The organism is Aeromonas sp. DNRA1 (assembly GCF_963888745.1).
Classification (GTDB): Bacteria; Pseudomonadota; Gammaproteobacteria; order Enterobacterales; family Aeromonadaceae; genus Aeromonas; species Aeromonas hydrophila.
In genome coordinates, this window is the sequence record NZ_CAWPKQ010000003.1 from 348,103 (window position 1) to 368,055 (window position 19,953).

Genomic DNA, 19,953 nt, shown 5'->3' on the forward strand with positions numbered 1-19,953 from the left:
GGCTATTGCCTCAGACGAAAGTGCAAGGTGAGCCACTGCTGGAACTTCTTCACCTGATGCAGCGCCTGGCGCAGCAGATCCCGCTCACCGTGGCTGAGATCATTGACCTGCACCCGGCTCTCTCCCTCCTTGAGCTGGCTGCGCAGCCGCAAGCGGACGAACAGCCTGAACGCCTCCGCCAGATTGTCGCCAAAGCCGGCGCTGAGCCGTCCGGCCGTCACCAGCGCTTCGATTCGTGCCAGAGTAGAGGTCTCCAGAATGGCGGCTTCCAGCGCTAGCATGCGAATGCCGTGTACCAGTGGGAAGAGGCCGCCACGTTTCAGATCCAGCCCCTCCGGCGCCCGTTCCAGACGACCAAACAGGGTGAGCGGCGCATGAAACGCCACCGCCGGTCGCACCATCTCCGCCAGCAGATCTCGCCGCTCGGCCATCTGCTCGCGCAACTTGCGGGCGAGAGGAGGAAGCAGGGCGCGATCGCCAGCGATGGGGTGGGCGTCGGCCAGGGTGGCGAGCCAGAGCAAGTCTGCTTCACTGGCCTCGACGCAGGCCCGCTCGATCTCCTGCTGCCAGAGCGCCAGGGGCTTCACCCAGGCAGGATTGTTGACCATCACCCGGCCGGGGCAGGGCGGGTAACCGAGCCGGGCCAGCAGATCGCTGAAGGCGGCCAGGTCGGCCTGCTGGGTCGGCCAGTACAGGTCGGCAGGCAGGATCAGGGCATTGTCCTGATCGGTTTTGAGGATCTGCTCGCCGCGCCCCTCCGAGCCCAGCATCAGCAGGCAGACCCGCTCCTGCACCGCAGGCGGGATCACCAGTGCAAAGGCCTTGGCGATCAGCTGCTCGTTGATGGTGGCGATGAGCTTCATCAAAAAGGCGGTGTGGATCCCCTGGCCGAACAGCGAGCGGGTCAGCTGTTGCTGCTCCCGGGCCACCGCTTCCAGCGCTGGCAGGGTGTCGGCGCGGGCGATACGCAGGGTCAGCACATGGGAGTGGGTGGAGAAGAGACCGAGCACCTGGGTCAGGTGCAGGATCCCCGCCACCTCCTGCCCCTGCCAGACTACCAGTCGCTTGATGCGATGGCGGGTCATCAGCAGCAGGGCGTCGAACAGATAGCTGCCTAGCGGCAGGCCGATGAGCGGAGTCGGATCCAGCACCGCCAGCGGCGTCGTCAGCGGCAGTCCCTTGAGCGTCAGGGCGTGCAGCAGCGTCTTGCGGGTCGCCAGACTCAGGCTGCCATCCGTGGCCGGGTAGAGCAGGCAGTCGGTGCCCTTGGCCACCATAGCCTCGGTGGCGGCCAAGAGCGACAGGCGGCTGTCGACGATGAGCGCTGACTGCAGATGGCCGGGCTCGATGCGGGTCAGGATGAACTCCGCCAGATTCTTCTGTCCCAGCTGGGCGCGCTGCTCCTGCTGTTGTTGCCGCTGTGCCAGGCTGGCGGTGAAGTAGCGGGCGAAGGCGGGATTGCCCTCGCACAACTCGATGAAGGTGCCTCTGGGGATCAGCTGGCAGAGCAGATCTTCCAACGCACTGAACTGGTGGCGGCAGTGGCCGTCGAACTGGGCGCGCACGTCGAACAAGTCCCCTTCGCCATAGTCGCCAAACTGGTGATGGGGGCTCGACTCCTCCACCGCTCCCTTGAGGACGAGATAGAGGCCGGGGGGCGCATCGCCCGCCTTGAGCACCGCTTGGCCGGCGCGAAAGTAGCATATGGAGAGGTGCTGCTCGAGCCGTTGGCGCTCCTCTTCGGTCAGGCAGTCAAACGGCGGGCGGGCAAAGTTGAACAGGCTGGTCATGGCAATCCTTGGCCGGTGGCGTCAAGCCAGTCTGACAAAGCGGCGCCTGACCAGCCAGCCGACTTTAGTAGCACGCGCCGTAGCTGTGGGAAACCGGCTCCTCGCTGTACCTGGCGATAACACTCTGATAACGTAGTGGTATGACCAGTGTGAACTCAGGAGAGGACAGGGGAAAATGGAAAAACCAAGGGTCAAATGCGAGATCCGGGACGGCATCGCCGAGGTGATGCTGGCGCGGGGCGACAAGCTCAATGCGCTGGACAGAGCCATGTTCAGCGCCATCGACGGGGTACTCGACCAACTGCGCCAGCACAAGGGGTTGCGGGCGGTGATCCTGCACGGGGAGGGGCGGGCCTTTTGTGCCGGGCTGGATGTGAAATCCATGCTCAAGCAGCCGGTGGCGGCGCTCGAGATCTTAAAACGCGAGGCGGATGAAGCCACCAACCTGGCCCAGCGGGTGGCCTATGGCTGGCATCAGTTGCCGGTGCCGGTGATCGCCGTGACTCAGGGGGTCTGCTTTGGCGGCGGGCTGCAGATCGCGCTCGGCGCCGACTTTCGCTTCAGTACCCCTGATTGCCGCTTCTCGGTGATGGAGATCAAGTGGGGCATCATCCCCGACATGAGCGGCAGCGTCACCATGCGCAACCTGATGGGGGTGGATACCGCCATGGAGCTGGCCATGAGCGGGCGCGAGCTGCCGGCGCCGGAGGCCAAGTCTCTCGGGCTGGTGAGCCGGGTCTGCGACGATCCGCTGGCCGAGGCGCGGGAGTTCGCGAAGACCCTCATCACCAAGTCGCCGGACGCGCTGGCGGGGATCAAGCTGCTCTACAACCAGGCCTGGGCCCGCAGCGACGAGGCCATGCTGAAAGAAGAGACCCGGTTGCAAAAGCAGATCCTGGGACGCCCCAACCAGTGGCGCGCCACCCTCAACAGCCTGTTTCGCTGGCGCCTGCCGTTCGGGCCACGCCGCAATGCGCTCTGACAGGTAGGGATAAACAAGAAATGGTATCGATCTGGTGCAAGGCCATTGAGGGCCCCCAGCATCTGATCGAACTGTTCTGGTTTTATTTCCTTATCCGCGGGTTGGGCCCATCGGTGACGCCGAGGCCCAGCAGGTAGGTATGTCCCAGGTGGTGACGTTCTCGAAGAGCTTGATGAAGCAGAGCTGATACTAGGCGCTTTGGCTCCAGTAGATGAGATCCCGATTCGGGCAGGGGATGGCGTACAGCTTGAGTTTGCCATCGACCTCTTCGGTTTTGAGCGGTGTACGGGGTGCCGTCGCTGGACCCGCGATCGTGCTCCGGCCAGATGACGGAGGTGTAATAGGTCGGATCGCAGGCCTCAGCGTTTGCTGTGGCAAGACAGGTTGTTGATTTGGATAGCAAAGGGGGCAATGCGGGTTTATTGCAAAGTGTGTGGCCAACGGGGCCGCATTACCAAGACCAACCGACTGAGCGATGATGTCTCGGATCTCTACTGCCAGTGCACCGATGCAGAGTGCGGCCACAGCTGGGTGGCCACCTTGTCGTTTGCCCACACCTTAAGCCCCTCGGCCAAGACCACCAACAAGCTGGTGCTTAGCTTGATGGGTTCGCTGACGCCAGAGGGGCGGCAGTTGGTACTGAAAGGACTGGGGGCGCAATAGCGCCCCCTCCTCGGCTGCCCGCTTTATGTGTGGAAAACCATGCAGGTGAACGACTGGGGTAGAGTATCTGTTCCCCGCACCAGCATTAGCCGCATGATGGAATCTTGCAAAACAGTCTGTAATAAAGACATAAGCGTCAACCTGCTTTCAAGTTGTAATGGTTTGCATATAGAAAAATCAGGGGGCCACTGTATGAAAAAATCTAGATCATCCTTTACAAAAGGATATGATATAATAAAACAATTTTATTTTTCCTTAATGCTTGCTTGGGTTGTATTTTAAATGTATAGAGAGTCTCATTCTAGGGAATTTAGAAATGATATAAATGGTCTTCGGGCATGGTCTGTCCTTGCTGTTGTATTATATCATTTTAATGTGCCAGGGTTTCAGGGGGGATTTGTTGGTGTAGATGTTTTTTTTGTGATCTCCGGTTTCTTGATGGCAGGGATTGTTATTCCTAAAGTAGCTTTAAATCGATTCTCTTTTTTTGATTTTTATTTTCGTAGAGGATTGAAGATTGTTCCACCTCTAATTCTTATTGTTATAAGTGTTTTGTTGTATGGCTGGTTTTTCTTGCCATCATCTGAGTATTATTTTGTAGGAAGGCAGGCGTTATCCGCAGTTTTATTTATTTCAAACTTTTTATTCTATAATGAGGTTGGGTATTTTGAAACACTGGCACATGAAAAGTGGCTTTTGCATACTTGGTCTTTATCTGTTGAGTGGCAGTTTTATTTAATTTTTCCAATTATTATTATGGCGATATTTAGATTTGGTAGCCAGAAGATCTTGGTTTCAGTATTGCTCATATTGTTTACCTTATCTTTGTATTTATCATTCTCTTATACAGAAAGTGAACCACAATATGCATTCTATTTGTTACCAACTCGAGCTTGGGAACTATTGGCTGGTGTAGGAATATGGGGCTTCATGCAGGGGAGGCGCTTTTCAAAAAGAACTTCTATATGTCTTGAATTGCTAGGTTTATTCTTAATAGTAGTCTCTATTTATACATTCAATTCAAGCTATGCTTGGCCTAGTGGTTATGCGCTGTTACCAATTGCAGGTGGGGGATTGGTAATTGTGGCCAACAGAATGGATTCATGGCTCACAAATAATTATTTGTTTCAAAAAATAGGTGAGAGCTCTTATTCTATTTATCTTATTCATTGGCCAATAATGATATTGTTTGCTTTGCACAGTAAATATGATAGCGCTTATGTTACAGCAATGGCTGTGTTGTTATCATTAGTAGTGGGCTTTGGTATATATTACATATTAGAGCGAAACGTCAGAGTTCTAGGGCGTGAGTTATCGCAAGGATTTATGACTTTGATGCTCGGTGTCCCTGCTATTGTTATTGTGTTATTCACAACTTTCTGTATTTATACAAATGGCATTGATCAACGCTTCAGAACATTTTCAGATGAAATTAATTATGTTGAGAAGTATAGTAGAGACAAATATTTAACTGGTGAACTTTATCATGAATATCGTTCAGAATGTAATTTCTTTGATGATAGAGAAAAATTTATAGCTAAGCCCGCGATTAGCAATGAGTGTTATGATACAAAAGGAAAATCAAAGACATTAATGCTATGGGGAGATTCACATGCTCAGGCATTAAGCCATGGTATAAGAAGTCATTTACGTGATGGCACAGGTTTTATCCAGATCGCATCTTCTGCTTGTGCTCCTCATATTGGTGTTGCGCCGGGACTTTCGGGTGAATTTAGTCTTGCGTGCGAACGCTCTAACAATATGGCATGGGACGTAATCAAAAAATCAACCCCTGATGTGGTTGTGATGGCTCAGAGGTGGATGCATGAACAAAATGATTACGTTGGTATAGTTGCGAAATTAAAACAATTTGGAGTCAAAAAAATAATAATATTAGGGCCCGTTCCTCAATGGAGAATAGCGCTTTCCAACATCATTGCGTTAAGACATTTTGATGATAATGAAACATCATTTAATGATAAAGCTATTGATGTAGACATATTGAACACTAACCGCCTGATGCGTGGTTTAAATTATGATGACTCCATAGTTAGGTATGTGTCCATTATTGATTCTTTATGTAAAGGTGATAAATGCTTGGCAAAAGTAGATGGTAATAACACCCCCTTATCATGGGACTATGGTCATCTAACACTCGAAGGTTCTGATTATGTTGTATCTAAGGTTATTATTTCAAGCGGTGGGTTGAATGAATATCTGAAGTAAATAATGCTTTCTAAGCGGTATAGAGTCGGGTTAGGGAGGTGTACCCCCTCCCTTTACTCACATATAATTTGATATGTTCTCGTTGTAGTTCACGGGATTTTGTCTGTGCAGAATAGTTCTAAAATATTATACTCATCAACCAAAACGCTCCGCCAGCTATGATTCTTTTAACTGATTTCATACATCGCTTTTTAGGTGATCACATTACTACATGGTATTATATTGGTGGTTTGTATGCTGGGTTTATCCGCTCGGTAGCCGCGGGGTTGATGATATTCAGTGGGAATACCCGGGTGTTATACAGAGTATGCGGTCTATGGATGGTGCCGTTCTGATCGATGTTTAGTGGCACTAGGCCATCCACCACGCCTAGCTTGCCCAGGTGGCGCCCATCGGCGGAGAGCTGCGGGAGTATCGACTTGTGGATTTTCTTGCAACTTTGATGGCTTGAGGCACAGGTAGTTAGATCTACATGCTCTGGCCAGTAGAACCGGTGCATCATGGCGATAGCCACACCTCTAATATGCTGTGTTTGTTCTTGCAACCACTCAAACATCAATTCCTGTGACCATGCCGGTGTGCCGTCAATCTGGGCCCCATACGGTAAATCTGGTTTTCCAGTGCATCATATTGTGGCGCCGTAAGCGGTTTGTTGGTGTGCGATACATCAGGCCATTCGCCCTGCAGGGCTTCCAGCATGGAAAAAAGATCAGTCACACGCTACCTCGATCATCAGTTCGTAAAACAGTGGACTTTCCACTTCGTGTCGGTCTGCCCAGTCTAATTTATCAAGTACTCGCCAGAGTTCCCATTGATATGGGTTAGGCAAAGCAGTGATCCACTGATGGCATGCCTCGAATCCGCAGGCGTTAAACAGCTCGAAGCAATCCATCACCAGCGTCGGCCAATGCTCATCATCGGGAGGAAGGGGGTCGGGCTGTTCGTCAGGTTCTGGTGCACCGACCATTGCGCGCAGCCATTCCCGCTCGATAAGTGGGTCGTCATCGTCCGATGGGGTCAAGCGGCTCGACTGCACCTGTCCGTTCTCCAACCAGAGGGTGAAGCCGTCCACAGTGACGTTGGAACCCGCCCTCAATCGGTCAATGGAGAAGGATGATAACCCCCATTGTTCCCTTCATGATCTGGTCTGCGAAGGCATCAGGATCTGGCCGAGTACAGTTATTGTCAGAGCTCCAAGGTGCCGGGCTGTCGCCAGTCTTAACCCCAACCCCCCAAGCCGAGCCCCCGGCGGCCTTGGTGGCCTCGAAGGTACCGGCAGGCACTACTTCCCACCCGGTCAAACGGGTACGTACACCTAGGCGGGCGGTGTGTAGGCCCATCAGGTGCTTGATGTCTTCGCCTTGAGCATTGGCCTGCTCCTCGATAAGGTGGGTCAGCTTGATGGGGTGTTCGGCACGGGTGGCCAGTGCGCCGCCCATGGTGTGCAGGTAGCAGCGAAAGATACCGTTATCCGCGGCAAAGCGGGTCGCCTTAAAGTGCGGGTCTTGCAGCACTGGCTTGGGTGGGTAATCCAGTTCGGCATGCTTCTTGGCGTTGCTGATGCGGCGCAGCTAGCGCCATACCCCGACCGGGGCGCCCCCGATCTGCTGGAAGGTGCGAATGCCCCACCAACTGGCCCAGGCCACGGCGTGCAGGGCACCCTCATCGGCGGCAGTGCCGGCCTCTTCGTCATTGTCTAGGTAGGCGCCGTCGATGCTTTTGGCACTCAAATAATGGATGTTGATGCAAGCTATTGATATTAAACAAATAAAAATGGCAGCCGAGGCTGCCATTTTTGTTGGGGAGTGGTGCGCGATCAGGAGATCTTGCGATCCTGGTCCGGTTCGAAGGGGTGACCGGATTTCTCCTGCTCCAGGTTCTCTTCGGAGCGGTGACCGGCCCAGTAGTCGGCGTTCTTGATGCCGAGCTTCTCCGGGTGGAACACCGGATCCAGCCCCTTGGCTTGCTGCGCTTCATAGTCGCGCAGGCAGGCAAAGGCGGTCTTTTGCAGCAGCAGGATGGCGATGATGTTGAGCCAGGCCATCAGCCCGACGCCGATGTCACCCATGCCCCAGGCGAGCTCGGCGGTCTTGACGGTGCCATAGACGGTGGAGGCCATCAGGGTCAATTTCAGCACGAAGGTCAGCCAGGGACGGTTCACCTTGCGGTTGATGTAGGCGATGTTGGTCTCGGCGATGTAGTAGTAGGCAACGATGGTGGTGAAGGCGAAGAAGAACAGCGCGATGGCCACGAACATGCTGCCAAAGCCAGGCATCATGCTCTCCATGGCGGTCTGCACGTAGCCCGGGCCTGCAGCCACGCCGGCGATGCCGGTGTAGAGGGCGGCGCCGTCCGGACCCTGCACGTTGTAGAGGCCGGTGATGAGCAGCATAAAGCCGGTGGCGGAGCAGACGAACAGGGTGTCGATGTAGACCGAGAACGCCTGCACCAGGCCCTGTTTGGCCGGGTGGCTTACCGCGGCGGCGGAGGAGGCGTGCGGCCCGGTACCCTGACCCGCTTCGTTGGAGTAGACCCCGCGCTTGACCCCCCACATGATGGCCAGACCCAGAATGGCGCCAAAGCCGGCATCAAAGCCGAAGGCACTCTTCCAGATCAGCAGGATCACGCCGGGCAGGGCGTGGATGTTGAGGGCGATGATGACGCAGGCGACGATGATGTAGCCGAGCGCCATGAAGGGCACCACGGTACTGGCGAAGTTGGCGATGCGCTTGACACCGCCGAAGATGATGAAGCCGAGCAGCAGCGCCAGACCGGCGGCGGTGACGTTCGGATCGATATCAAACGCGGTCTGCAGACTGGCGCCGATGGAGTTGGCCTGCACCCCCGGCAGCAATACGCCGCAGGCAAAGATGGTGGCGATGGCGAATGTCCAGGCGTACCACTTCATGCCGAGCCCCTTCTCGATGTAGAAGGCCGGGCCGCCGCGGTATTCGCCGTTGATCTTCTCCTTGTAGACCTGACCCAGAGTGGACTCCACGAAGGCGGAGCTGGAGCCGAGGAAGGCCACCATCCACATCCAGAACATGGCACCCGGGCCGCCGAAGGTGATGGCGGTGGCGACCCCGGCGATGTTGCCGGTACCGACCCGGCCAGCCAGGGTCATGGCCAGCGCCTGGAAGGAGGAGACCCCCGCATCCGTGCTCTTGCCATCAAACATCAGCCGGATCATCTCCTTGATGTGACGCAGTTGCAAAAAGCGGCTGCGCAAGGAGAAGTAGAGGCCTACCCCCAGACACAGATAGATGAGCGCCGGGCTCCAAATCACACCATTGATGGCATTGACGATCTCATTCATGTACAACAACTCCTTTGTTGTGCTGTCTTGTTGGCGGGGTCTGTGCCCCGCTCCCTCAAATAGGTGGTGACCCTGGGGTCACTCGTTATGGTGTGGGACGGGTCGGTGGATGTTTCCACTGGCCAGTCCGCGGGTTTTAACATATCGATTTGTGCTGGGGCTTCCCAGCGAAATATGTTGTTATCTTGTTAATTTGTGAATTGACATTAACAAATGGCCGGTGCAACTGGACAGAATGCGGTGCCGGCCCGGTATCATCTCCTCTTTCATCGGCGCTCTGCGGTGGGAGAGGGAGAGCAAAATCAAGGCCAAGGATGAAGATGGAGCAAGAAATAGCGATGATCCGCCCGGCGTGTGCCGAGGATACGGCCGCCATGGCCGACCTGTTCGGCCAGCTGGGTTATCCGGTCAGCCCGCAGGTGCTTAGGGATCGCTGGCTGGCGCCGGATCCGTCCCGCGAGGTGCTGGTGGCCAGCCTGGGGGAAGCGATAGCGGGCGTGCTGGTGTGGCACTGGCTGAGCCCGCTGCATGTTGCACCAGCGTGGGGCCTGATCTCGGCGCTGGTTGTCGATGAGGGTGCAAGGGGACGCGGCGTTGGCGCCGACCTGCTGGTGGCGGCAGAGGTGCGGGCGCGAGCGCAGGGTTGCAGCCAGCTGGAGCTCTCCAGCAGCCTCAAGCGGGAAGGGGCCCATCGCTTCTATCTGGCGCAGGGGTATGTCGAGCGTCCGAAACGGTTTGTGAAAACAGTCTGATCAGCAAGAGGAGTCTGCGTGTTCTGGTCCCGTTTACGAAGTGTGTTTGGTGGTGCGTCCCGGCAAGATGGCAATGGGCCTGGCGCGCTGGAGTGGCAGCAGGCCCTGGCCTCGGTGCCCATTTTGCAGGGTTTTTCCCAAGAGGAGGAGCAGACCCTGATCGGGCTTGCGCAGCAGCTGCTGGCCCGCAAGACTCTCACCCAGCTCGGGGTGTCGCTCACTCCCCGTCAGCAGGCGGTGCTGGCCCTGCAGGCGGCGCTGCCCATTTTGCATCTGGGGCTCGACTGGTATCGGGGCTTTCACGAGATCATCCTGATCCCCGAGCCGGTGGTGCGCCGGCAGCAGGTGCAGGACGAGTTCGGGCTGGTGAGCGAGGTTGAAGAGGAGAACGCCGGAGAATCCTGGCCGCAGGGGCCGCTGGTGCTGGCCTGGAGCGAGCTGCAGCAGGATGGGGACTGGGACGGCTTCAATCTGGTGATCCACGAGCTGACCCACAAGCTCGACATGCTGGGAGGGGAGGCAGACGGGGCGCCGCCGCTGCCGGCAGGCATGGATCCGCGCCAGTGGACCGATGCGCTACAGGCGGCATTCGATGCCATGCAGGCGCAACTGGATCGTCACGAGCCTACCGCCATCGATCCTTATGCCGCCTCGCACCCGGCCGAATTTTTTGCGGTGTGCAGCGAGTGCTTTTTTACCGATCCGCTGCGCCTGCGCGATACCTATCCGGCGGTGTACCAGCAGTTCACCCTCTTCTTCGGCCAGCAACCGGCAGCGCGTTTTCCTGCCACCCGGCTGCTGGCGGGGGAGCCCGAGCATCACGGCTAGCCGGGCGATCCTGGTAAATCGCGCCCAACAAAAAGGCACCCCGCGGGGTGCCTTTTTCGTGACAGCTGTGTCGGCCGGGTGCTTAGGCAGCGGCTTTGAGCTGAACGGCGGCGGCTTTCTTGTGATCGCCGATCGGCATCACGGTGCGGCCGAACTGCTCGTTGATCACGGTGGCCATGGCCAGGTAGATGGCGCTGGCGCCACAGATGATGCCTTCGAAACCGGCGATGGTGCCGATCAGGGTGCTGCCGGTGAAGTCACGGGCGGCCAGCAGGAAGAACAGCACGGTCAGGGAGGCGAACACGAACTGCTTCACGCGCGGGTAGTTGACGGTCCCGATCAGCATGAACAGGGTGAACATGCCCCACATCAGCAGGTACCAGCCCATGTAGGCGTGCGGGGTGGCTTCGGCCAGACCCATGGTCGGCATCACCAGCAGGAACACCAGGCTCCACCAGAAGGTGCCGTAGGAGATGAAGGCAGTCACACCGAAGGTGTTGCCGCGCTTGTACTCCATGATACCGGCGATGATCTGGGCCAGACCGCCATAGCACAGGCCCATGGCCAGGATCATGGCGCTGATGGGGAAGAAACCTGCGTTATGGATGTTCAGCAGAATGGTGGTCATACCGAAACCCATCAGACCCAGAGGGGCAGGGTTGGCCAATTTTTCGCTCACGTGGCGTTCTCCAAAAATAGAGGTGGGGGTTGATAAAAGACGCGCGATTTTAGGCAGGCTCTGGGCGCTGGGCAAGGGGGGGAATGACCGAAACGGTAAAAAAATAACGGGAATTTTTACCTGACTGACCATTCGTGCGATCCAGGTAGATGGCAGGTGAATGAATGGTGCGGACAAGGTTGAAAAATTGTATTGAGCAGCACGATTCTGAAAGTTTCATACAAATACAGCCGATGGCCTGAGCAGTGCCGTCAACGGGATGCCCATTGCCAAGCCCGAGCACATTTGAGACTAAAAAATACTCTCATATGCCATCAGACAAGAGACGTTCATTGCTTGACTAAGACAAACGGCCAAGCTGTCTGTTCGCAGCATCGACAAGGTCGAGCAGGGGCCTTTGTGCCGGACTGGTTCGCTTAGGGAGCTGAGGTGTGATAGGGGGCTGAGTGAGAAAATCCTGGCCCGATAAGTGGCTGTGGCAGTGTCATCGCGCGCAGGCGTGCCCGTGCAGTGGCTAAATGGCCGAAGAGTCAGTGGCCGGTCGAAGAAGGGGGAAAAGCAAGGTTGCGGCGAGACTATGCATATAGCGGCAGGCGCGAGAAGAAGGCGAGCGTGCCACGTACAGGATGAGGGGATGGCATCCCCCTCATCCTGCTGATGTCAGCGGCTCAATCGTCCAGGGTCAGTACCACCTTGGCCTCCTTGTCGGCCTCCTTGACCTGGCTGTCCAGAACGAACAGCCGCTCCGGTGCGATCCCCTGACGGTCCACCAGAAACTCCTTGGTGTTCTGGGCGCGGCGCATGGCCAGATTGCGCAGGGACTTGGCGGTGATGAGCTGTTGATCCCGCAGCAGGAGAACCGCCTGGGCGCGCAGGGCCGGACTCTCTTCATCGAGTTTCAGCCGATCGGCCAGATCCCCGAGATTTTCGTTGAAACGGGCCTCATAAGCTTGTGCCAGCGCCGATTGCATGGCGGGGTCCTGCTCCAGCAGCTCGAGGTCTACCGGGCCGCCGGTGATCTTGGCCAGCGCTCGCTCCAGCTTCTGGCGCTGCAAGATGGGGCGCTCCTCGTTGAAGTTGACCTTGCCGCGAATGTTCATGCTGAGCTTGGGCCTGTCCTTGAGGGCCTGCGCCAGTTTGGCCAGCTTCTCCTGCTGGGTGGGGGTGAGATCCGGCTCACCGGGCAGGAAGGGCAGCTCATCGAGATCCTCGCTGCCGCCCGCCAGGGAGGCGAGCAGCGAGAAGGGTGAGGTGACCGCCTTGCGCAGGGTGTTGCCGAGCACATCCCAGAAGATGTTGCCGAGGCTGAAGTCCGGCTGATCCAGGTTACCCTTCACCTTCAGGTTCATCTGGATGACGCCGTTGGCATCGCTCAGCAGGGCGACCGCCAGCCCCAGCGGCAGATCTTTGGCCTGCTCGCTTTTGACCTTTTCCCCCAGTTGCAGCTTCTTGATGGTGATGTCGTTGTCCCCCTCCAGCCGGTTGCCTTGCAACTGGTAGTTGAGCTTCATGGAGAGCTGGCCCTTGTCGATGGCATAGCCAGCGTAGGTACTGGAGTAGGGGGTGAAGGTGGTGAGCTCCAGATTGTTGAAGGTGACGGCCACGTCCAGCACCGGCTGCTCGATCAGCAGGTTGGTGCCGCCGCGGATGGTCACCGGGGCGTAGCGGTCCACCTTGCCGTTGAAGGCCAGCTCGGAGCGCTGGCCGGGGATGTTGCTGATGTGGCGGCTCTGGCCGCTGAGGGCCGCGATGTCCACCACGAATTCCGGGCTCAGGCTGCGATCGGCAAAGCGCAGGTTGCCTTGCTCTGTGCGGACCTGGGCGATGCTGACGCGAGGGGCTGGCCCGCTGCTGGCGGGCTTGGCCGTAGCGGGTTGCGGCAGCAGCAGTTGCTGCACGTTGGTGACCCTGTCTTCGTTGATCTCGATGCGGGCGAAGGGTTTGCGCAGCAGGATGTCGTCGATCTTCACCTGCTGGCTGATGCCGTCATAGTGCAAGCCGCTCAGCTGCAACTGCTCAATTTGCAGCAGGCGCTGATTGTCGGCCCGATCCAGCACGTTGAGCCGCTCGATATCGAGCCCGCCGCTTAGCTCCAGCTTGCTCAATGCCCCCTTGGCATCGGTGGCCAGCACCAGCTTGGTGCGACTGGCAAGCTGGCCGTCGCGCACGCTGATGCGCAGCAGATCCTGCAGATAGGGCTGGGCCCAGCTGAGCGGCAGGCCCTGTTGCCTGATCTCGCCGTTGAGGCTGAAGGGGGTGAGGGCGAGGTCACCGTCAAAGTCCAGTTTCGCCTGGTTGTTGAGCGCCCCGCTCAAGGTCAGCGGGCTGGTCTGTCCGCTCTGGCTGCCCAGCGGACCCAGCGCCAGCGTCAGGGCGGAGAGCTCGCGCAGCAGCGGTTTGCCGCTGCTCGATTCGGTCAGCTTGAGCTGGCCCTGCTCGATGCGGGTCTGCTTGAGGCTCCAGCGCCAGGGTTGGCCCGGCGTCGCCGGTTTGTCGGCTTTACTGGTGTTGACCGGCGGCTGGGGGAGCAGCAGGGTGGCCAGATCCAGCTGCTGGTTGGCATCGAGCACTGCGCTGACGGCCGGGGCCTTGAGCGCCAGCCGGTCTATCTGCAGCGCCTGCTTGTTGCCGTCGAGCACGATGCCGGTCAGCGCCAGCTGCTTGAAGCGGGCAAATTCGCCGCCCTGGCGACGCTGGAGCTGCCAGTCATTGAGGGTCAACTTGCCCTTGGATAGTTGCCAGCTCAACCCCTGCTTACCCTCGGCTATCTGGTAGGCCAGCTCGGCGTTGGCCTCGCCCTTGGCCAGCTTGATATCGAGATAAGGCGCCCAGAGCGGGGCGAAGGGGGCGAGCGCCAGCTTGCCGAGGCTGATCTTCCCCTTGCCGGCGCCGCTCATGATGTCGAGCTCACCGCTCGCCTTGAGCGGGCTCTGCTGATTGAGAGTGGCGGCGAGCACGAAGGGGGTGGCGCGGCCAGGGGCGGTGGAGAAGGTCGGCAGTTGCAGGTCGAGCCCGCTCAGGGTCAGGGTGGGCACCCAGCCGGTGCTGCTCTGCTTGCGGCTGTCTTGATAGGCGATGTGACCCTGCTCTGCCGCCAGTTGGTTGATCTGCACCAGCAAGGGGGCACTGCTGTCGGTGTCCGTGGTTTCACTCGGGGTGAGCAGGCTGGCCAGCGCCTCGGTCAGGTTGAAGCGAACGGTTTTGCCTTGATCCGCCAGCCGCACCAGGTTGACGGTTGGCTTGACGAGGCGCGCCTCGTCGAGGATCAGGGCGCGCTGGCGCCAGCTTTCCCCAATCAAGGGGGTGAGTTGCAGGCGCTCAAAAGCGACAAGGGGCTGCTGCTGGTCATCGAACAGGGTGGTGGGGCCGATGGCGAGGGAGGGGTGGCGCAGGCCGACGTCGATCTCCCCCAGACTCAGGTGCAGGCCGTAGTGTTTGGCCAGCCAGCTCGGCAGGTGGCGCTGGGTCAGCGTGGGGGCTTGCCATAACAGAATAAGCAGGGAGATCAGCAGGGCGGCGCAGAGGTAGAGGGCGTAGCGCAGCAGACGGGCACGCAGAGGCTTGGGCATGAGGGTCTCCAATTGATGCGCATAGGGTAACAAACTTTCAGGGCATGATCATGGTGCCACTTGATGCTGTACGCCGTACTTTGTCCAAAGGCTTGCCAATTTCCCGCTCTCTTTCAGCTGCGCCAGCCACTGTTCCAGCTGCTGCACCGAGATCCCGGCGTCCGGGCTGAGCAGGGCGCGCAGCTCATACTGCTGATCCCACCGGTTGGAGCGCAGCAGCTGGTCGGCCTGCTCGGGGTACTCCTTGTCGAACTGGTTGAGGTAGGAAAGGTTGAGGATGGCCACCTCGCCGCGCCCCTTGAACAACCCCTGCAGGGCGCTGATGTTGTCCTTGACCAGGGTGATATTGAAGCGCTGTTTCAGGGTGCTCGCGCTGGCGTCGAAATCGGCGATGCCGTAGTGATAGCCGCTGACCCCGATCAGCTGGCGCTGGGCCAGGTTGTCAAAGAAGGATTGATCCCGCCCCGGTGCCTTGAGGGCGACGTAGCGCTCGCCACCCAGCAGCAGCGGACGGCTGATGCGCACCTGATCGGCATTCCAGTCCCAGCGGATATCTTCGAACAGCATCAGCGAGAAGCGGCCGAGGGTCAGCGCCTTGTAGCGGTGGGGGGCAGAGGTGGGCACGAACACAAAGTGCACATCCTGCTGGATGTCGTTGAGCAGGGCGATGAGATCCAGGGTCAGCCCGTGATAGTGGCCGCTGTCGTCCTTGACGACGAAGGGGGCATAGGGGTAGCCACCGACCCGGATCAGCGGGTGGCCCCATGCCGTACAGCAGAGCAGCAGCAACAACCAGCACCAGCGTTTCATGGGATCTCCCAGGAGGCAGAGATGATCCCAGATTCGGTTAATCTGCGCTGGTTTTCAAGCTGTTAAGGGAATTAACGCAGCGCTGCTCGGCCGCCTCCAGTTCGGCCATCACCATCTGGATATCCTCCAGCTGCTGGCGCAGGGAGTGACGCTTGGCCTCGATGAGCTGGATCATGGAGTTGAGCTGGGTCTTGCTGGAGCGGTCGGTGTCATACATGTCGAACAGCTCGCGGATCTCCGCCAGGCTGAAGCCGAGGCGCTTGCCGCGCAGGGTCAATTTCAGGCGGATCTTGTCCTTGTGGCTGTAGATGCGGGTCTGTCCCTCCCGGGTCGGGGTGATGAGCCCCTCGTCCTCGTAGTAGCGGATGGTGCGCGGCGTGATGTCGAACTCGTGGGCCAGCTCGGAGATGCTGTAGGTCACCTCCTTGCCGGCGAGCCCGTGGGCGAGGGTATTGGGCATGGCGGGGCTCCTTATTGCGGGGATGGCTGGCACAGCCGGGTGCGCAGCCGCTCGGCATTGGCGTGCAGGGCCCGGCCGACCCGCGAGCCGTTGGGGCGGCCGAGCTGCTCGCTCACCCACTGGCCGGTGGCGGCCAGCTGGTCGAGATCGACGCCGGTGCTCATGCCAAGGCCGTGCAGCAGGTAGACCACCTCCTCCGAGGCGACGTTGCCGGAGGCACCGGGGGCATAAGGGCAGCCGCCAAGCCCGGCCACCGAGCTGTCGATGGTGCGGATGCCGCGCTCCAGCGCCGGCAGCAGGTTGGCCAGCCCCTGGCCATAGGTGTCGTGAAAATGGACCGCGAGCCGGCCGGCCGGGATCTCGTGCAACACCGCATCCAGCATGGGGGCCACGGTGCCCGGGGTGCCGACGCCGATGGTGTCGCCGAGCGATATCTCGTGGCAGCCCAGATCCAGCAGTCGCTCGGCCATGGCGGCGACCCGCTTGGGCCGGGTGGGGCCATCGAACGGGCAGGCGATGACGGTGGAGAGGTAGCCGCGCACCTTGATGCCGAGGCTGCGCGCCTCTTTCACCAGCGGGGCGAAGCGCACCAGCGACTCCTCCACGCTGATGCCGATGTTGGCCCGGGTAAAGCCGTCGGAGCAGGCGGTGAAGAGACCTATCTCGTCGGCGCGGGCGGCAATGGCGGCCTGCAGACCCTGCAGATTGGGCACCAGGGCGCCATAGCGGGTCGGTCCCCTGCGCGGCAGGGCATTGAACAGTGCGGCGGAATCCGCCATCTGCGGCACCTTCCTGGGCGACACGAAGGCGCCCACCTCGATGCGCTGCAGCCCGCTCTCGGCCAGGCGGGCGATGAGCTCCAGCCGCTGCACCAGCGAGAGGGTCGCGGCCTCATTTTGCAGGCCATCCCGCGGCCCCATCTCCACCAGGCTGACCTTGTCGTCCCGGCTCTCCTGTGCTCGGCTCATGAGCGCTCCTCCTGCGCGGTATGTTGCTCGGCAAAGCGCACCAGCAGGGCGCCCTGACTCACCTGTTCGCCCTGGCGGCACTGCAGCGCCTCGATCACTCCATCCCGGTCGGCCTTGAGGACGTGCTCCATCTTCATCGCCTCCAGCACCAGCAGGGGCTGCCCCTTGCTGACCGGCTGGCCGGCCTCGACCTGCAACGCCACGACGATGCCGTGCATGGGGGCCAGGATGCCGAGGGCATCGCCTGCCTCGTGATCATGGTGCAGTTGATGATGCTGATCATCGGCCGAAAAACGGATGCGCCTGCCCGCCAGGTGCAGCAGATAGTCGCCCTCGCCGAGGGTGTGCAGCGGGTAGCGCTGCCAGTTGCCGGCTTGCTGCAGGCGGATCTGATCCGGCCCGAGCTCGAACGGGATCTGCTCGCCCTGCCAGAGCAGGCTACCTGCCCGCTCGGTGAGGGTCAGCACGCGGGCCTCCTCGCCGATGCGCACCGCCGCGCTAAAGCTGCGGGTGGGGCCAAGCCGAAAGCCTGCGGCCTGCTGCCAGGGGGAGGCGCCGTGCTCGCGAGTGGCGAGCCAGATGGCGGCGAGCGGCCAGGCGAGCGCCGGGACGGGCAGGGGGTCGGTGGGAATGGGCCACTGGGTGTGGTGGCCCATGGCCAATACTTCTGGCTCTTCGCACAGGCGCAGCAAGAGCGGGCCGTTGTGCACCAAGGGGCCGAGTTCCAGCGCCGCCAGCGCGTCTGCCAGGCTGGCAAAGGCTTCGCTGCGGCTCGGTGCGTAGGCGATCAGCTTGGCGATCATGGGATCGTAATAGGGGCTCACCGTATCGCCAGCGCTGACGCCGGTGTCGATGCGCACGCCATCCGGCCAGTGGAGCCAATTGATGGGGCCGCTGGCGGGCAGAAAACCGGCGGCCACGTCCTCGGCGTAGAGGCGCGCCTCCACCGCGTGGCCGCGCAGCACCACCTCATCCTGGGTGAGCGGCAGCGGCTTGCCTTCGGCCACCGCCAGCTGCCAGGCCACCAGATCCTGGCCGGTGACGGCCTCGGTGACCGGGTGTTCCACCTGCAGCCGGGTATTCATCTCCATGAAGAAGAACTCCTCTCCGCACAGCAGAAACTCGATGGTGCCGGCTCCCCGATATGTGATGGCCCGGGCAGCGGCGACGGCGGCTTCGCCCATGGCACGGCGCAGCACTGGTGCGATGTCGGGGGCGGGGGCCTCCTCGATCACCTTCTGATGGCGGCGCTGCAACGAGCAGTCCCGGTCCCCCAGATAGATGGCGTTGCCAAGGGTATCGGCAAACACCTGCACCTCCACGTGGCGGGCGCGGGCAAGATAGCGCTCCAGCAGCACGTGGTCGTCACCGAAGGCAGCGCTTGCCTCCCGCTTGACCGCCGCCAGGGCGTCGTCAAAGTCAGCGAGCTGATCGACCCGGCGCATCCCCTTGCCACCGCCGCCGCTGGCCGCCTTGATAAGGAGCGGGAAGCCCACCTGGCTCGCCTGATCGCGCAAAAAGTCTGGGTGCTGATCCGCGCCGTGATAACCGGGCAGCACCGGCACGCCGGCTGCCTGCATCAGCGCCTTGGCGCCAGACTTGTCGCCCATGGCGAGAATGGCGGCGCCGCTTGGTCCGATGAAACGCACGCCCCGCTGCTCGCAGGCGGTGGCAAAGTCGCTGTTCTCGGACAGAAAACCGTAGCCCGGATGGATGGCGTCGGCGTTCGCCTGCTGGGCGATGCGCAGCACCTTGCCGGTGTCGAGGTAGCTCTCCCGGGCGGGGGCCGGCCCCAGATGCCAGGCTTCGTCGGCTTCCCGCACATGCATGGTGTGGGCGTCGGCGTCCGAGTAGAGGGCGATGGTGTGAATGCCGAGGCGCCGGGCGGTCTTGATGATGCGCACGGCGATTTCGCCGCGGTTGGCGATCAGCAGGCGCTTAATTGGAGTGTGATGGGTCATGCTGGCTCCCTGTTGTTCAAGGCGCACAAGTGCGAAGCGTGTTGATCCACACTCCCGTTATATTGAGCACAGTTGGCAATCAGTAGGTGCTTGATGGAGTGGTATTGAGTCATGCTTCGTCCTTGAAACGGGAGCGCCAGGCGGGGGGGCGTTTGTCGAAGAAGGCTTGCATCCCCTCCTGGGCTTCGAGACCGACCCGTACCCGGGCGATGGTCTCGACGGTTTTCTCTTCGTGCAGGCTGGCGCCGTGGCTCTCGAGGGCGGCCAGCAGCCGCTTGGTCTCTTTCATCGCCTCCGGCCCGTTGCGGCACAGGCGCAGGGCCTGCGCGCGTCCTTCGGCCAGCAGCTGATCCGGCGGGCAGCGCCGGTGCGCCACATTGAGCCGGCAGGCGGTCACCGCATCGAACGGTTCGGCGCAGAGCATCAGGGCGCGGGCCTGGCGCATCCCCATGGCGCGCACCACGTAGGGGCTGATCACTGCGGGCACCAGCCCGAGGCTCACCTCGGAGAGGCAGAAGCGGGCGTCATCGGCGGCCAGCACCAGATCGCATGCGCAGATGAGGCCCAGCGCTCCGCCGTAGGCGGCGCCCTGTACCAGCGCCACCGTGGGGAAGGGGAGCTCGTCCAGGGTTTGCATCAGCCGGGCCAGCACCCGGGCGTCTTCCCGGTTGTGCTCGAAATCGGCATGAGCCAGGTTGCGCATCCAGTTGAGGTCGGCGCCGGCGCAAAAATGCTTGCCTTCGGCCCGCAGCAGCAATGCGTGGGGGCGATCGGCGAGGGCCTGGCCGTGGGTGTGGGCAAGCTCGTCGAGGCAGTCGAGCAGTCCCAGCATCAGGTCGGCGTCAAAGGCGTTGTGGCGGGCCGGGCGGTCGAGCACCAGCTCGGCCAGCGGGCCGTGTCGCTCCAGCCGAAAACCGGGCTGGAGAGCGTGGCTGAGTGGATCGGACAT

At 60.2% G+C, this 19,953-nt stretch carries 14 protein-coding genes and 1 pseudogene; 5 read left to right on the plus strand and 10 right to left on the minus strand.

Annotated elements, in window-relative coordinates:
* Positions 1-2 precede the first annotated feature (2 nt).
* Entirely contained in the window at positions 3-1,790 is a 1,788-nt protein-coding gene (locus AACQ43_RS11570) for a putative nucleotidyltransferase substrate binding domain-containing protein (protein WP_168967339.1), read from the minus strand.
* A gap of 175 nt (positions 1,791-1,965) precedes the next feature.
* Between AACQ43_RS11570 and AACQ43_RS11575 the strand changes: the two genes are divergently transcribed.
* The 3 genes from AACQ43_RS11575 to AACQ43_RS11585 all read left to right on the plus strand — a co-directional run bounded on the left by AACQ43_RS11575 (position 1,966) and on the right by AACQ43_RS11585 (position 5,661).
* A complete protein-coding gene (locus AACQ43_RS11575) occupies positions 1,966-2,772 on the plus strand; it encodes a crotonase/enoyl-CoA hydratase family protein (protein ID WP_168967340.1) in 807 nt (268 codons plus the stop codon).
* A gap of 411 nt (positions 2,773-3,183) precedes the next feature.
* Positions 3,184-3,435, plus strand: a complete 252-nt coding sequence (locus AACQ43_RS11580; RefSeq protein WP_168967341.1) for an ogr/Delta-like zinc finger family protein — start codon at positions 3,184-3,186, stop codon at positions 3,433-3,435.
* A 282-nt stretch (positions 3,436-3,717) separates the two neighbouring features.
* Positions 3,718-5,661: an acyltransferase family protein gene (locus tag AACQ43_RS11585; protein WP_168967342.1), complete on the plus strand. Its 1,944-nt coding sequence runs from the start codon at positions 3,718-3,720 to the stop codon at positions 5,659-5,661.
* A 709-nt stretch (positions 5,662-6,370) separates the two neighbouring features.
* On the opposite strand, the pseudogene AACQ43_RS11590 reads toward AACQ43_RS11585, so the two are convergent.
* Positions 6,371-7,385 (minus strand): annotated as a pseudogene (locus tag AACQ43_RS11590) (replication endonuclease); the annotation flags it as partial.
* 92 nt (positions 7,386-7,477) lie between these two features.
* Positions 7,478-8,977, minus strand: coding sequence for an alanine/glycine:cation symporter family protein (locus AACQ43_RS11595; protein ID WP_024943954.1), 1,500 nt, complete (start codon positions 8,975-8,977; stop codon positions 7,478-7,480).
* A 314-nt stretch (positions 8,978-9,291) separates the two neighbouring features.
* On the opposite strand from AACQ43_RS11595, the gene AACQ43_RS11600 reads away from it, so the two are divergent.
* Positions 9,292-9,729: a GNAT family N-acetyltransferase gene (locus AACQ43_RS11600; protein ID WP_168967343.1), complete on the plus strand. Its 438-nt coding sequence runs from the start codon at positions 9,292-9,294 to the stop codon at positions 9,727-9,729.
* An 18-nt stretch (positions 9,730-9,747) separates the two neighbouring features.
* On the plus strand, positions 9,748-10,557 hold the full coding sequence (locus AACQ43_RS11605) for a zinc-dependent peptidase (RefSeq protein ID WP_168967344.1): 810 nt from the start codon (positions 9,748-9,750) through the stop codon (positions 10,555-10,557).
* Positions 10,558-10,639: 82 nt separating this feature from the next.
* On the opposite strand, the gene AACQ43_RS11610 is transcribed toward AACQ43_RS11605, so the two are convergent.
* The 7 genes from AACQ43_RS11610 to AACQ43_RS11640 all read right to left on the minus strand — a co-directional run bounded on the left by AACQ43_RS11610 (position 10,640) and on the right by AACQ43_RS11640 (position 19,953).
* Complete coding sequence (locus AACQ43_RS11610; RefSeq protein ID WP_011705937.1) at positions 10,640-11,236, minus strand: acetate uptake transporter; 597 nt, start codon at positions 11,234-11,236, stop codon at positions 10,640-10,642.
* 668 nt (positions 11,237-11,904) lie between these two features.
* A complete protein-coding gene (locus AACQ43_RS11615; RefSeq protein ID WP_168967345.1) occupies positions 11,905-14,805 on the minus strand; it encodes a DUF748 domain-containing protein in 2,901 nt (966 codons plus the stop codon).
* Between the two features lie 48 nt (positions 14,806-14,853).
* Entirely contained in the window at positions 14,854-15,615 is a 762-nt protein-coding gene (locus AACQ43_RS11620; RefSeq protein ID WP_168967346.1) for a substrate-binding periplasmic protein, read from the minus strand.
* A 37-nt stretch (positions 15,616-15,652) separates the two neighbouring features.
* Positions 15,653-16,075 carry a MerR family transcriptional regulator gene (locus AACQ43_RS11625; protein ID WP_017408247.1) on the minus strand — a complete coding sequence of 141 codons (423 nt, stop codon included), beginning with the start codon at positions 16,073-16,075 and terminating at the stop codon, positions 15,653-15,655.
* 11 nt (positions 16,076-16,086) lie between these two features.
* Complete coding sequence (locus AACQ43_RS11630; protein WP_043161733.1) at positions 16,087-17,043, minus strand: hydroxymethylglutaryl-CoA lyase; 957 nt, start codon at positions 17,041-17,043, stop codon at positions 16,087-16,089.
* On the minus strand, positions 17,040-19,004 hold the full coding sequence (locus AACQ43_RS11635) for an acetyl/propionyl/methylcrotonyl-CoA carboxylase subunit alpha (protein ID WP_168967347.1): 1,965 nt from the start codon (positions 19,002-19,004) through the stop codon (positions 17,040-17,042). Before AACQ43_RS11635 ends, AACQ43_RS11630 begins: the two co-directional genes overlap by 4 nt.
* 109 nt (positions 19,005-19,113) lie before the next feature.
* Positions 19,114-19,953, minus strand: coding sequence for an enoyl-CoA hydratase-related protein (locus AACQ43_RS11640; RefSeq protein WP_168967348.1), 840 nt, complete (start codon positions 19,951-19,953; stop codon positions 19,114-19,116).

Coding starts and splice junctions, on each gene's coding strand:
- AACQ43_RS11630 (WP_043161733.1), bottom strand. CDS start 17,043: ATGAGCCGAGCACAGGAGAGCCGGGACGACAAGGTCAGCCTGGTGGAG.
- AACQ43_RS11575 (WP_168967340.1), top strand. CDS start 1,966: ATGGAAAAACCAAGGGTCAAATGCGAGATCCGGGACGGCATCGCCGAG.
- AACQ43_RS11625 (WP_017408247.1), bottom strand. CDS start 16,075: ATGCCCAATACCCTCGCCCACGGGCTCGCCGGCAAGGAGGTGACCTAC.
- AACQ43_RS11570 (WP_168967339.1), bottom strand. CDS start 1,790: ATGACCAGCCTGTTCAACTTTGCCCGCCCGCCGTTTGACTGCCTGACC.
- AACQ43_RS11620 (WP_168967346.1), bottom strand. CDS start 15,615: ATGAAACGCTGGTGCTGGTTGTTGCTGCTGCTCTGCTGTACGGCATGG.
- AACQ43_RS11585 (WP_168967342.1), top strand. CDS start 3,718: ATGTATAGAGAGTCTCATTCTAGGGAATTTAGAAATGATATAAATGGT.
- AACQ43_RS11580 (WP_168967341.1), top strand. CDS start 3,184: ATGCGGGTTTATTGCAAAGTGTGTGGCCAACGGGGCCGCATTACCAAG.
- AACQ43_RS11600 (WP_168967343.1), top strand. CDS start 9,292: ATGAAGATGGAGCAAGAAATAGCGATGATCCGCCCGGCGTGTGCCGAG.
- AACQ43_RS11615 (WP_168967345.1), bottom strand. CDS start 14,805: ATGCCCAAGCCTCTGCGTGCCCGTCTGCTGCGCTACGCCCTCTACCTC.
- AACQ43_RS11640 (WP_168967348.1), bottom strand. CDS start 19,953: ATGTCCGATCCACTCAGCCACGCTCTCCAGCCCGGTTTTCGGCTGGAG.
- AACQ43_RS11635 (WP_168967347.1), bottom strand. CDS start 19,004: ATGACCCATCACACTCCAATTAAGCGCCTGCTGATCGCCAACCGCGGC.
- AACQ43_RS11595 (WP_024943954.1), bottom strand. CDS start 8,977: ATGAATGAGATCGTCAATGCCATCAATGGTGTGATTTGGAGCCCGGCG.